This is a genomic window from Cryptosporangium phraense (assembly GCF_006912135.1).
Taxonomy (GTDB): domain Bacteria; phylum Actinomycetota; class Actinomycetes; order Mycobacteriales; family Cryptosporangiaceae; genus Cryptosporangium; species Cryptosporangium phraense.
Map to the genome: position 1 here is coordinate 25,544 of NZ_VIRS01000031.1, position 12,776 is coordinate 38,319.

The window sequence follows — 12,776 nt, forward strand, 5'->3', positions numbered from 1 at the left end:
GTCTTCCTCCTTGGCTCTTTCCGCCCGAGGCTAGGCCCGGACGCCGTCGCAGGGCTGGACCAATTCCCGGTGATTGGCCCATTGGCGCGCCGCCTTTCAGTGGGACAGTGCTGCTGTGGCGATGACGGCACTGGACGCGAGCGAGCTCTGCCGCCTGCTCGGCCCATGGACGACCGGCACCACCACGCTCACCGACGACCTGGTCACCGCACTCGTCGAGCTGATCGACGCGGGGCTCGTCCCGGCCGGTTCCCGGCTGCCGCCGCAGCGAGGACTCGCCACCGCGCTCCTCGTTTCACGGGGAACGGTCACCGCTGCATACGAGGCGCTCGAGGCCCGCGGCTATCTGGCGACCAGCCGGGGCTCTGGCTCGCGCGTGCGGTCGGCCCGCAACTCGCTGAACAGCCATCCCTCGGGCCGGCTGTTCTCGTTCACCAGCGCGCCGGCCGACGTCATCGACCTGTCGACGGGCTCGCTGCCCGCGTCGCCGGTGGCCGCCGAGGTGCTCGGACGCCCGATCGACGTCGGCGCGTACCTCCCAACCGACGGCTATTTCCCGGCCGGGCTCCCGGTACTGCGCCAGGCGATCGCCGACCAGTACTCCCGGGACGGCCTGCCGACGCGTCCGCAGCAGATCCTCGTGACGTCCGGCGCCCAGCACGCGACCTGGCTGGCGATGACCGCGCTGGCGGGTAGCGGCGACCTCGTCCTGACCGAGGAACCGACGTACCGGGGTGCGCTGGAGGCGGTCCGCGCCACCGGGGCCCGCGTCGAGGGGCTGCCGCTGATCACCGGTGGCCTGGACGTCGACCTGCTCCGGCACGCGCTCGCCCGGAAGCCGCAGGTGCTCTTCTGCCAGACCGCGATCCACAATCCGACCGGCCGGAGCATGGCCGACGCCGCCCGAGCCGAGCTCGCCCAGGTGCTGAACGACGCCGGGCTGATGACGATCGAGGACACGTGCTCCGCTGACCTGACGCTGGCCGGCCCCCCGGTCGCCCGCACGCTGGCCGGGCTCGTCGACCCGTCGCTTCTGCTGACGATCGGCAGTGCGTCGAAATTGTTCTGGGGTGGCGTCCGGATCGGCTGGATCAGGGCGAGTGAGACGCGCATCCACGGGCTGGTGGAGCTGCGGAAGGCCGTCGACCTGGCGTCGTCCGTCGTGGATCAGTTGGTGGCCGCGGACCTGATCGGGCGCACCGACGTCGCCCGAAGGCAACGGCGGGAGATGCTCGGCGAGGCGCTGAAGGCGACGGAGGCGGGGCTCGCGGACGCGTTCCCGGACTGGCGCTGGCAGTCGATCGACGGCGGGTCGGGACTCTGGGTCGATACCGGTCAGGACGCCGTCGCGCTGGCCGAACGCGGCAAACGGGCCGGTGTGCGGCTGGCCGCCGGGCCGAGCTTCTCCACCTACGCCGGACAACGCACGTACCTGCGGCTGCCCGTCTGGCACGAGCCGACCATGCTGCGATCCGCACTGTTCGTTTTGTAGTTCTCGTTCCGGGAGGTTCCGATGGCGAAGTCCTACTACAGCACGGTTCTCGACCACGACGCTGAGACGGTGTGGGCCGTCGTCCGCGACTTCAACGGGCTGGCGACGTGGTGGTCGGCCTCGGTCAGCGAGAGTCACATCGAGGACGGGAAGGCCGGAGACCAAGTCGGGGCGATCCGCTCGTTCAAGCTCGGCGACGCGACGATTCGGGAGCGGCTGATGGCGCTCTCGGACCTCGACCGGTCGTTCAGCTACGCGTTCGAGGAGCCGAGGCCGTTCCCGGTGGACAACTACGTGGCGACGGCGCGCGTGCGGCCGGTTGCGGACGGGCGCAGTTTCGTGGAGTACTACGCGGAGTTCGATCACGCGGACGTAGATCATTGGACGGCCTTCTTCGCGGCTGAGGTGTTCGCGCCGGCGCTGGCCGCGTTGTCGGAATATCTCGGGCGGTAGTCGGGGGCGGGGTCGGCCGGGGCGTAGCCAGCGACGAGCTCGGCGCCGATGCGGGCGAGGTGGGCCTGCACGGCGTCGGGTTCGAGCACCTGGACGTGGCCGCCCCATCCGGCCAGGGTGCGGGCGATATCGAGCGGCGTGGGCGCGGCGACGCGTACCCGCGAACGGGTGGTCGTCCCGTCCTCGAACTCTTCCTCGACGTGGCAGTGCAGGCCGAAGTGGTCGCGGAGGATCGGAACGAACTTCGTCTCGATCAGAACCACGGCCTCGGTGCCGGACCGTTTCTGCTCCACCTCGCCGACGACGCTCTTCCACGCCTCGGCGAGCTCGAAGTCACTCGGCCGCTCGAAGGACTCGTCGGTGAGCTGCGGGCCGGCGATCCGGTCGACGCGGAACGTCCGCTGGCCCTTCTCGGTGCCCGCGATCAGGTACCAGACCTCGTCCTTGTCGACGAGGCCCCAGGGCTCGACCAGGCGGGTGGACCGTTCGCGGGCGCCGCTCGTGTACTCGAACCGGAGTTTGCGCTGCTTCACCACTGCCGTCTGGAGCTGATCGACGAGCTGTGGACGCTGCCGGGCGCGCTCGCCCCAGCGGGTGGTGTCGATCATCGTGGCGGCGGCCGCCGCTTCGGCCTCGGCCCGGAACGTCTTGGGCAGGGCCTGAACGAGCTTGCGCAGGGCGGTCTTCGCTTCGTCGGAAATGGCCGCCGCCGGGCCCACCAGGAGGAACAAGGCCTGGGCTTCGGAGGCCGACAAGCCGCTCAGGTCGGTGCGGGCGCCGCCGACCAGCGACCACCCGCCGCCTCGCCCGGCCTGCGGATACACCGGAATACCGGCCGCGGACAGCGCCTCCAGGTCGCGACGGGCGGTCGCGACCGAGGTCTCCAGCTCGCCCGCGAGCTGGGCCGCAGTCACGCGCCCCTTCGACTGCAGGAGCAGAAGGGTGGCGACGAGTCGATCGGCACGCATGGGTTTGATTTTGGGTGAGAAAGTGCTCAGGGGGTGAGCAGTTTTATTTGCAGGATGGCGTTATTCGATCTTCGAGGGAGCGAAACCATGCTGCGAGGACTCACGACCATCACGTACTTCGCCGCCGACGTGGCGGCGGCGGTCGCCTGGTACGCCGAGGTACTGGTTGTCGAGCCGTACTTCGTCCGCCCGGTCGACGGCCCGCCCGCGTATGTGGAGTTTCGTATCGGCGACTACCAGCACGAACTGGGTTTGCTCGACCGCCGCTTCGCCCCGCCGGTGTCGCCCGGCGCTGGTCCGATCGCGTACTGGGCGGTGGATGACGTGGAGGCGGCATACGGGCGGCTGTTGGTGCTGGGCGCGACGCCGCACGACAAACCCACCGAACGAGGAGAGGGCTTCGTGACCGCGTCGGTGACCGACCCATTCGGCAACGTCCTGGGCGTGATGTACAACCAGCACTATCTGAACGTCCTGGCCGCGTCTACTCCCCGAACCTGAAGCCCAGCCGCGGCTCAGGAGGGCCCCGCCCGACGCAGAGGCCCTCGCTCCGAGGGGGCCCGGCGGGCACCGCCGGCGGATGGTCGGCGGGGAGCACCGGCGGATGACCGGCGGGGCCGGGGTCGGGGCCGACGATCGGGGACGGCCGTCGGGGGCGGCCGGGAAAGAACGGCGGCCTGTACGCGGCGGCTCGGGCGGGGGCGGCGGCCCGGAGGAGGAACGCGGCCGGCAGGAGCGGTGGCCGGGAAGGAGCGGCGGCCTGTGGGCGGCGGCTCGGACGGCGGTGGCGGCCCGGAGGAGGAAGGCGGACGGTACGAGGGGCGGCCGGGAAGGAGCAGGCCAGGTGGGCCTCACGGCTATCGGTGCCATCGAGACCTCGAAGTCAGGTCACCCCCCTCCTCCGATGTGGCCGAATCGGTCTACGAGCATCAGAGTGGGTGCAAATGGCGCCAACGCGTCCAGCCGAGCAGTGGCCGCCGCGACCTCAACCGCTGCGGTTGAGGTCACCGCGAAGGTCCAACACGGCCAAGCGCACTGCGAAGGCGCTCCGACTGCGAGGCCGCGTCCGCCTGCAAGGCCGCCTCCGACACGGCCGAGCCAGACGGGAACGCCCAACCGGTCCTGAGCAATTTGAAGCAGGCCCGGCGGCATCGCGGTCGATGCTCGGCGCAGCCGGGGACGGCTAGGTGCGATCGGCTGCCACGAGAACAGACCTGCGGAGCAGACCAGCAGCGCCGATGATCTCAACGCCCAGGAGGTGACCGTCAACGTCGAAGTCGAGCACCACGTCACCTCGTCCAGGCCGATCAATGACGACCTGCTCGACGGCCTCCCCGTCCTTCACGTCATCGGCTATCTCGACGTAAGCCGCATCAGCTTCCAAATCAACAGTGACTCGCACACCAATCAGTTGACCACGAACCAGCTCCACAGCTCAGCCGTGAGCGGCGCGGCTACCCCAGTCAGATCTCTAGCAGCAGCGGGCTGTCCCACGGTTCCGATGGTGGGAAAGCGATCCGGACTTTCGTCCCGGTCGCCACGTTCGCGAGCATGCGGTGAGGTGAACCGACTGCACGACGCCGCCAGGACGTCAACCTCGCCATGGTCGGCACGATCCAGGTCGGGCTCACCTACATCGAGCACTCGACCAGGGACACCGCGCAGCGACAACCCACCAGCCCCGAACGAAAAGATCGACCCCGAGATCAGCAAGCCGCCCGGCCACCAACCCTCCACGCACGCCACCCCCCCGAAGAAGCAATGAGCCCAAGACGGCCGCGCGACGGCACCACCGCACCGTGGGGTCCGGGGCTCGGCCCCGGAGCGAAATGGCGAGGGGGCCGCAAGTCCGCGCCTTCCGCGGACACACGGCCCCCAACCACGAGCGGGTGACGAGAATCGAACTCGCACTGTCAGCTTGGGAAGCTGATGTTCTGCCATTGAACTACACCCGCAACGCCCACCACCTTAGCGTCTCGCCGCGGTCGATGGGGCAGCACCCCTTACAAGTAGGCTCCGACCCATGCTGCTCTCCGACCGCGACCTCCGGGCCGAGATCGACGCCGGCCGGCTGGGCCTCGACCCCTACGAACCGGAACTCGTGCAGCCCTCCAGCATCGACGTCCGGCTCGACCGCTGGTTCCGGGTCTTCCGCAACATGCAGTACACGCACATCGACCCGGCCGAGCAGCAGGACGACCTCACCGAGCTGGTCGAGACCCCCGACAAGAACCCGTTCGTGCTGCACCCCGGCGAGTTCGTCCTCGGCTCCACGTTCGAGCTGGTCACGCTGCCCGACGACCTCGCCGGGCGGCTCGAGGGCAAGTCGAGCCTGGGGCGCCTCGGGCTGCTCACCCACTCGACCGCCGGCTTCATCGACCCCGGGTTCTCCGGTCACGTGACGCTGGAGCTGTCCAACGTCGCCAACCTGCCGATCACGCTGTGGCCGGGCATGAAGATCGGCCAGCTCTGCCTGTTCCGTCTCTCCAGCCCGGCCACCGAGCCTTACGGCTCGGCCGTCTTCGGCTCCCGCTACCAGGGCCAGCGCGGCCCCACCCCGTCCCGCTCCTGGAAGAACTTCCGGACGTGGTCCACCGAGCGTTAGACGGCCGCCGACGTCTCCCCGAACACCGCGTGCAGCACGTCGTCCAGCGTCACGACCCCCACCGGCTTCACCCCGTCCGTCACCAGCACGAAGTGCACCCGCTCGCGGCGCATCAGCACCAGCAGATCAGCCAGCGTCATCGACGGCGGCACGGCTTTCAACGTCCGGATCTTCGACGGCGGGAGCGGCGCACGGCGCTCGGCGCCGCTCATCCCCAGGATGTCCTTGACGTGGACGAACCCGACGATCTCCAGCGTGAACCGGTCGACGACCGGGAAGCGGGAGCGTCGCACGCGGGTCGCCAGAACCTCCAGCGCGGCCGGACTGATCTCCTGGTTGACGGTGTCGACCTGCGGCCACGGAACCGCAACGGTTCCGGCGGTCTTCTCGGCCAGTGAGAGCGCACCGGTGATCCGCTTGTGGTCCTCGGCGTCGAGCAGCCCCTCGGTGCGTGACTCGGCGACCAGGCTGGCCAGCTCGTCCGCCGTGTAGACGGTCTTCACCGCGTCCTGCGACTCGATGCCCAGCAGCCCGAGCAGCATCCGCGACACCCACTTCAGCGCCACCAGCACCGGCCGCGTGGCCTGCGCGAACCAGAGCATCGGCGCACCCAGCCAGAGCACGGCCTTCTCCGGGCCGGCCAGCGCGATGTTCTTCGGCACCATCTCGCCGAGCACCGTGTGGAGGAACACGACGATCGCCAGCGCGAGCACGAACGCGATCGGGTGCAGCAGATCCTCGGAGATCCCCAGGGCCGCGAACGGCGACTCCAGCAGATGCGCCAGCGTCGGCTCGGCGATCGCGCCCAGGCCCAGCGAGCAGATCGTGATGCCCAGCTGGGCTCCGGCGATCATCAGCGGGATCTGCGTCATCGCCTTGAGCGCGGCCGAGGCCCGGCGCGAGCCGAGCGCGGCCAGCGGCTCGAGCTGCGTACGCCGGGAGGCGATCAGCGCGAACTCGCCGGCCACGAAGAACGCGTTGCCGAGCAACAACAGGAACGTCACGGCCAACTTGAACGTGCTCACTGCGCCTTCCCTCGCGACCCGACCGAGGAGAGGTCCTCGTCCGATTCTTCGACCGACGTCTCGTCCGGGGCGGCCGCGGCGGCCTGCTCGGCGAGCCACTCCGCCGACGGGCGCACCTTCACCTGCTCGATCCGGTGCCGCTCGACCGACGTCACGATGAACGTCCAGCCGTGGTACTCGACCCGCTCGCCTTCGACCGGGATGTGTCCGAGCTGGGACATCACGAACCCGGCCAGCGTCTCGTACGGGCCGTCCGGCAGCCGGAACCCGGTCTCCTCGGCCAGCTCGTCCTCGCGCAGCAGACCGGGCACGAGCCGGGCCTGGTCGGCGTCGGGAGCGGTGATGAGCGGGGCCGACAACGGCGTCGGCGGGTCGTACTCGTCGTCGATCTCGCCGACGAGTTCCTCGACCAGGTCCTCGGTGGTGACTATGCCGTCGGTGCCGCCGTACTCGTCGACGACGACGGCCAGCTCGGCCTGCGCGTCACGCAGGGCGGCCAGCACCCCGTCGAGGTCCAGGCTGTCGGGCACCTGCACCGGATCCCGCGCGATCGACCGCGCCAGGGTCTCGGCCCGCCGCTGCGCGGGCACGCCGAGCGCGTCGATGACGCCGACGACGCCGACGACCTGGTCGAGCGTGTCGACGTAGATCGGGAACCGGGTGTGCCCGGACGAGGTGGCCAGCGCCAGCAGGTCCTCGACCGTGGCCGTCTCCTCCAGCCCGACGACGTCCACGCGGGGCGTCATCGCCTCGGCCGCGCGCTTGTCGCCGAACCGGATCGTCCGCTGGAGCAGCGTCGCGGTCTCGGTGGGCAGCGCGCCCGCGCGGGCCGAGATCGCGGCCAGCAGGCCGAGCTCCTCCGGCGAGCGGGCGCTGGCCAGCTCCTCCTGCGGCTCGATGCCCAGCCGCCGGACGACGACGTTCGCGGTGCCGTTGAGCAGCGCGATGATCGGCCGGAAGACCACCGAGAAGATCCGCAGCGGCCCGACCGTCCAGAGCGCCAGGCCACGCGGACGGGCCAGCGCCGCGTTCTTCGGCACGAGCTCGCCGAACAGCATCGAGATCAGCGTCGCGATGATCAGCGCCAGCGCCACCGCGATACCGTCGGCCAGGTCTTCGCCGCCGGGGATCACCGGCTCGATCAACTCCGCGATCGCCGGCTCGGCCAGGTAACCGGTGAGCAGCGCGGACAGCGTGATGCCGAGTTGCGCGCCGGACAGCTGGAACGACAGCGAGTGCAGCGCGTTCGAGAGACGGCGCGCGGACCGGTCGCCCGCCGCGGCCTGTTCCTCGATGCTCGCCCGGTCGACCGTGACGAGAGAGAACTCCGCTGCCACGAAGAATGCGTTCGCCGCGGTCAGCAGAGCGAACGCGATCAGGGGTATTAGAACGTCAATGACCGGTCACCTCTTCGCGAGGCAACTATGTCGGGGTCTCACAAGTGCCAATGGTACGGCTCGATGTCTCGCCGCACCCGTATCAGTTCCGCCCGGCATGTAACGCATTTAATAACGGCGGCCACTCCGTATTCGAGTGGCGGCCGTACGTAAACGAAATCAGGCGTTGGGTCCGATCTCCTCCGCCGACACCGGGTTTCCGAGCGGCGTGTCGGCCGGCTTGGCCGGCTCGGCGGCCGGCTGGATCGACTTCAGCAGCAACTGCGAGACGTCCATCACTTCGACCGCGTCGGACGCCGTTCCGGCGGCCTTCGCGCCGGTCACGCCGTCCGAAAGCATCGTCAGGCAGAACGGGCAACCGATCGCGACGACCTCCGCGCCGGTCGACAGCGCCTCCTCGGTCCTCTCGACGTTGATCCGCTTGCCGATGCGCTCTTCCATCCACATCCGCGCACCACCGGCGCCGCAGCAGAACGAGCGCTCCTTGAACCGCGGCATCTCGGTGAGGGTCGCGTTCGGCGACGCGTCGACGACGGCGCCCAGCACCTCGCGCGGCGCCGAGAACACCCGGTTGTGCCGCCCCAGGTAACACGGGTCGTGGTACGTGACGTTCTGCTCCAGCGGCGTCACCGGCGTGAGCTTTCCGTCGCGCACGAGCGTCGACAGCAACTCGGTGTGGTGAACGACCTCGTAATTCCCGCCGTCCTCGCCGATCTCCGGGTACTCGTTCTTCAGCGTGTTGAAGCAGTGGGCGCAGGTGGCCACGATCTTCCGTGCGCCCGGCTGCCGCTCCTCGAACGCCGCGTTCAGCACCTCGACGTTCTGCATCGCCTGCATCTGGAACACGAACTCGTTGCCGATCCGCCGGGCCGGGTCACCGGTGCAGGTCTCGCCGTTGCCGAGCACGGCGAAGGAGACGGACGCCTCGTGCAGCAGCGTCGCGACCGCCTTGGTGACCTTCTTGGCCCGGTCTTCCAGCGCACCCGCGCAGCCGACCCAGAACAGGTACTCGACGTCCTCGGGCAGCGGCTCGCCCTGCTCGACCTTCCGGACGTCGAACCCGAGGTTCTTCATCCAGTCCTCGCGGTCGTTCGGGTTCGCGCCCCAGGGGTTGCCCTTGTTCTCGATGTTCCGGAGCATGACGCCGGCCTCGGACGGGAAGCTCGACTCGATCATCACCTGGTAGCGGCGCATGTCGACGATGTGGTCGACGTGCTCGATGTCGACCGGGCACTGCTCGACGCAGGCCCCGCAGGTGGTGCACGACCACAGCACGTCCGGGTCGATGACGCCGAGCGAGTCGAGGCCCCCGATCAGCGGACGCTCGGCCTCGGCCAGCGCCGCCGCGGGCACGCCGGCAAGCGCCTCCGCCGACCCCTTCTCCTCGCCCTCCATGGTCTTGCCACCGCCGGCGGCCAGGTAGGGAGCCTTCGCGTAGGCGTGGTCACGCAGCCCGGTGATCAGCAGCTTCGGCGAGAGCGGCTTGCCGGTGTTCCAGGCCGGGCACTGCGACTGGCACCGACCGCACTCGGTGCACGTCGTGAAGTCGAGCATGCCCTTCCAGCTGAAGTGCTCGACCTGGCTGACGCCGAAGACGTCCTTCTCCGGGTCGGCCTCCTCGAAGTCCAGCGGCTTGCCCTCGCTGGTCATCGGCCGCAGCGCGCCGAGCGCGACCGCGCCGTCGGCGTGGCGCTTGAAGAAGATGTTGAAGAACGCGCTGAACCGGTGCCAGGCGACGCCCATCGTCGGGTTCAGGCCGAGGACGATCATCCAGGCGAACGAGACGACGACCTTGACCGCGGCGGTGAGCACGATCGCGGTCTCCAGCGCGCCGTGCGACGCGCCCTCGAAGAGGGCGCCGAGCGGGTAGCTGAACGCGAAATGAATGCTCCAGCTGGAAGCGTGCCCGGTCAGCGCCGCCTCGAAGCCGCGGATCAGCAGGATGCAGATCGGCACCGCGATGATCACGAACTCGACGAAGTACGCCTGCCAGAAGTTCGAGCCGGCGAACCGCGACTTCCGCTCCGGCTTCCGCGGGTGGGCCCGCTGCCGGATGACGATCAGCGTGGCGATGCCGACGATCGTCGCGACCGAGAAGAACTCGGTGACCAGCTCGTAGGGCCACCAGTGCCCGATGATCGGCAACACGAACTCGGGCGAGAACAGCTGCCCGATCGCGTTGGCCAGCGTCGCGACCAGCAGGATGAAGCCGAACGCCACGAACCAGTGGGCCACGCCCACGGCCTGCCACTTCACCATCTTGGTGTGGCCGACGAACTCGCGGAGCATCGTCTTCGTTCGTGCGCCCTTGTCGTTCGTCCGGCTGAAGTCCGGCGAACCGAGCTTGATCGTCCGGACGATCGTGACGATCGCGCGGACGAACAGAACGAGACCGACGACGGCCACCCCGAGGGCGACAACCGCGGCAATTACCTGGACGGCGTCCATCGCTGACGATCCTCCTGCGGGATCAGCGCGCTCTCCATCGAACGCACAACGGGCGTTCTGGCACCCTACGCCGAGCAGTACCCGTCAGTAACGTGACACCGCTCTCGTTGTGCCCTAACTAACCCACGTCCCGCAGGCCGGGCGGGAGCGCGCCGCGCCGCTTGCGCCAGTACTTCGCCGCGTTCCGGGCCGCCAGCAGCTGGGCCAGGCCGATCACCGCGCCGGAGAGCAGCGCGAACCCGATCGCCTCTTTCCAGGCCACGTCCGGGTCTTCCGGGTTGTTCGGCGGCGGGTTGCCGGTGGCCGCGCGCCAGGTGCCGTCGAGCGCCTTCTTGGCCACGAAAGCGGCGGCGGCGACCGCGCCTCCACCGACGACCTTCCAGACCAGCTTGTCGCTGATCGTGTCCTGCGCCACGGGTTCCTCCTCGAGACGATTGCTGGGTCACTGCCCGCTCGAACCGCACCCTACGCAGGTCTCTCATTTCGGAGTCAGCGAGCCCGCGATCTGCTCGAAGCCGGCTAAGAAGTCGTCGTAGCTGGCCTGCGGCGAGCGCAGCGAGATCTCGTAGAACTTGTCGCCGTCGTTGAAGCGGAAGATCCGGACCCGGTTCGGCTGGTCGATCACCGCGCCCCGGTGCGTGAACTCCAGCACCGCGCCCTGGTGGTCGCCGTAGCTCGCCTCCTGGAGCGCGACCCGCTGGTAGTCGGGGAACGCGCCCTTCTCGCGGGCGAACGTCTCCTCGCCCTGCAGCTGCTCCAGCGGCGTCCGGCCCTTGGCGTCGCCGACGATCACCAGGACGTATGGACTGCGCCGCAGGTCGGTGTTGTCGTCGGTGTGCTGGTCGGCGGCCAGCTGGTCGAAGTAGCAGCCGCTGTGCTCCTGCTTCTCGATCTCCCCCGGGTCGGTCAGGCAGTACTGGTTCCAGGTGGTGGGGTAGGTCAGCGAGTAGAGGTTCCCGTCGAACTTCTTCCCGGTGGGCTTCCCCGTGGGCGCGGTGCTGCTGGGCTCACCCGAGGTGGGTGGCGCGGTCGCGGTCGGGCTCTCGGTCGGGGTGCTGCCGCCGGACAGGTCCAGCCAGCCGTTCTTCCGCGCGACCACGCCGGCTCCGCCGGCCAACAACACGACCACGAGGGCCGCGAGCAGCCAGAGGCCGACCCGACTGCCTCCTGATTTCGACGGTGCTGGGCCCGGTCCGGACGGCGGCGCGGACGCCGGACGAGTCGCGCCGCCGGACACTTGCCGAGCCGTGAGGTCGACGCCCGGCGAGCCGGCGAGCGGCCGCGGACCGGACAGGTCGGGCACCCGCGGCGCCTGGTTCCAGTCGGGGCGGCTCCGGCTCCACTCGCCGCCCGGCGACCCGGCGTCCAACCGGTACTCGGCCGGCGTCCCACTGATCGGAGCGGTGCCTGAGACCGGCGCGCTTCCGGAGACCGGCGCGGTCGGCCCGCCGTTCACCACCGCGGAGCCGGAGGCGGGACCGCCTGGGTCGCTGGGCATCCAGAAGTCACCGGTCACCGGGGGCGTACCCCAGGACGTCGCGGACAGGTTCTCCACCGGCCGGCCGTCGGCGACGCGCCGCAGCCCGGCGCGGGTGCGGACCGCGTCCCAGCGCTGACCGGGGTCCTTGTCGAGCAGGCCGGCGATGACCGGCCCCAGGTTCCCGGCCCGGTGGGCCGGCGGCACCGGCTCCAGCGTGATCGCGGTGATCACTGCGAAGTGCTCGTCGCGCGCGAACGGGGACTTGCCCTCGACCGCGGCGAACAGCGTGCAGCCGAGCGCCCAGAGGTCGGCCGGCGGCCCGACCGTGCCGCCGGTGAGCCGCTCGGGCGAGAGGTAGGCGGGCGACCCGACCAGGTGCCCGGTGCGGGTCAGCGAGGCGTCGCCGGAGACCGAGGCGACGCCGAAGTCGGTGAGTACCGCCCGTTCCTCGTGGTCCACCAGCACGTTGGCCGGCTTCACGTCGCGGTGCAGTACGCCGGCCCGGTGCGCGTGATCGAGCGCGTCCAGGACCTGGAGACCGAGGACCGCGGCGCGCTCGGGAGACATCGGGCCGTCCTGCCGGAGGATCTCGGCCAGGTTCCGCGCCGCGATGAACTCCATGACGATCCAGACCCGGTCGGGCTCGGGCAGCACGTCGTACACGCCGACGACGCCGGCGTGGCGCAACCGGGCCGCGGCCCGGGCTTCCCGCAGGTAGCGCTCGCGCAGACGCTCGGCCTCGTCGTCCGGGAGCCCGTGCGGGATCGGCACCTCCTTGACCGCGACGTCGCGGTGGAGGAGGTCGTCGGTCGCGCGCCAGACCGTGCCCATACCCCCGGAGCCCAGGTGCGGGCCCAGGCGGTAGCGCCCGCCGACGAGTTGACCGTTTGCCCCGTCCGTCACGGTGA

Annotated in this window: 11 protein-coding genes and 1 tRNA gene; 4 read left to right on the plus strand and 8 right to left on the minus strand. The window is 70.0% G+C overall.

Features of this window, described 5'->3' with window-relative positions; genetic code table 11:
• Nucleotides 1-121: 121 nt before the first annotated feature.
• Nucleotides 122-1,492 (plus strand): aminotransferase-like domain-containing protein, encoded by a 1,371-nt coding sequence (locus FL583_RS31870; protein WP_142708638.1) that lies wholly within the window; start codon nucleotides 122-124, stop codon nucleotides 1,490-1,492.
• Nucleotides 1,493-1,513: 21 nt separating this feature from the next.
• Complete coding sequence (locus FL583_RS31875) at nucleotides 1,514-1,945, plus strand: SRPBCC family protein (protein WP_142708586.1); 432 nt, start codon at nucleotides 1,514-1,516, stop codon at nucleotides 1,943-1,945.
• Here FL583_RS31875 and FL583_RS31880 read toward each other — a convergent pair.
• A complete protein-coding gene (locus FL583_RS31880) occupies nucleotides 1,870-2,913 on the minus strand; it encodes a helix-turn-helix transcriptional regulator (protein WP_142708587.1) in 1,044 nt (347 codons plus the stop codon). The genes FL583_RS31875 and FL583_RS31880 overlap by 76 nt on opposite strands.
• A gap of 87 nt (nucleotides 2,914-3,000) precedes the next feature.
• On the opposite strand from FL583_RS31880, the gene FL583_RS31885 reads away from it, so the two are divergent.
• Nucleotides 3,001-3,414: a VOC family protein gene (locus FL583_RS31885; protein WP_142708588.1), complete on the plus strand. Its 414-nt coding sequence runs from the start codon at nucleotides 3,001-3,003 to the stop codon at nucleotides 3,412-3,414.
• A 682-nt stretch (nucleotides 3,415-4,096) separates the two neighbouring features.
• On the opposite strand, the gene FL583_RS31890 is transcribed toward FL583_RS31885, so the two are convergent.
• Complete coding sequence (locus tag FL583_RS31890) at nucleotides 4,097-4,345, minus strand: DUF2283 domain-containing protein (protein WP_205752648.1); 249 nt, start codon at nucleotides 4,343-4,345, stop codon at nucleotides 4,097-4,099.
• Nucleotides 4,346-4,797: 452 nt separating this feature from the next.
• A tRNA-Gly gene (locus FL583_RS31895) sits at nucleotides 4,798-4,868 on the minus strand.
• Nucleotides 4,869-4,936: 68 nt separating this feature from the next.
• Here FL583_RS31895 and dcd point away from each other — a divergent pair.
• Nucleotides 4,937-5,518 carry a dCTP deaminase gene (gene dcd / locus FL583_RS31900; RefSeq protein WP_142708589.1) on the plus strand — a complete coding sequence of 194 codons (582 nt, stop codon included), beginning with the start codon at nucleotides 4,937-4,939 and terminating at the stop codon, nucleotides 5,516-5,518.
• On the opposite strand, the gene FL583_RS31905 is transcribed toward dcd, so the two are convergent.
• The 5 genes from FL583_RS31905 to FL583_RS31925 form a co-directional block, all read right to left on the minus strand.
• Nucleotides 5,515-6,543, minus strand: a complete 1,029-nt coding sequence (locus FL583_RS31905; RefSeq protein ID WP_170323972.1) for a hemolysin family protein — start codon at nucleotides 6,541-6,543, stop codon at nucleotides 5,515-5,517. The genes dcd and FL583_RS31905 overlap by 4 nt on opposite strands.
• Nucleotides 6,540-7,928, minus strand: a complete 1,389-nt coding sequence (locus tag FL583_RS31910) for a hemolysin family protein (protein ID WP_142708590.1) — start codon at nucleotides 7,926-7,928, stop codon at nucleotides 6,540-6,542. Before FL583_RS31910 ends, FL583_RS31905 begins: the two co-directional genes overlap by 4 nt.
• A gap of 171 nt (nucleotides 7,929-8,099) precedes the next feature.
• Nucleotides 8,100-10,388: a (Fe-S)-binding protein gene (locus FL583_RS31915; protein WP_142708591.1), complete on the minus strand. Its 2,289-nt coding sequence runs from the start codon at nucleotides 10,386-10,388 to the stop codon at nucleotides 8,100-8,102.
• A gap of 118 nt (nucleotides 10,389-10,506) precedes the next feature.
• A complete protein-coding gene (locus FL583_RS31920) occupies nucleotides 10,507-10,803 on the minus strand; it encodes a DUF4235 domain-containing protein (protein WP_205752650.1) in 297 nt (98 codons plus the stop codon).
• 63 nt (nucleotides 10,804-10,866) lie between these two features.
• Nucleotides 10,867-12,771, minus strand: coding sequence for a serine/threonine-protein kinase (locus FL583_RS31925; RefSeq protein WP_142708592.1), 1,905 nt, complete (start codon nucleotides 12,769-12,771; stop codon nucleotides 10,867-10,869).
• Nucleotides 12,772-12,776: the final 5 nt, after the last annotated feature.

Excerpts from the sequence above, each read along its gene's own strand:
- FL583_RS31870 (WP_142708638.1), top strand. The coding sequence starts at position 122 with ATGACGGCACTGGACGCGAGCGAGCTCTGCCGCCTGCTCGGCCCATGG.
- FL583_RS31875 (WP_142708586.1), top strand. The coding sequence starts at position 1,514 with ATGGCGAAGTCCTACTACAGCACGGTTCTCGACCACGACGCTGAGACG.
- FL583_RS31880 (WP_142708587.1), bottom strand. The coding sequence starts at position 2,913 with ATGCGTGCCGATCGACTCGTCGCCACCCTTCTGCTCCTGCAGTCGAAG.
- FL583_RS31885 (WP_142708588.1), top strand. The coding sequence starts at position 3,001 with ATGCTGCGAGGACTCACGACCATCACGTACTTCGCCGCCGACGTGGCG.
- dcd (WP_142708589.1), top strand. The coding sequence starts at position 4,937 with ATGCTGCTCTCCGACCGCGACCTCCGGGCCGAGATCGACGCCGGCCGG.
- FL583_RS31915 (WP_142708591.1), bottom strand. The coding sequence starts at position 10,388 with ATGGACGCCGTCCAGGTAATTGCCGCGGTTGTCGCCCTCGGGGTGGCC.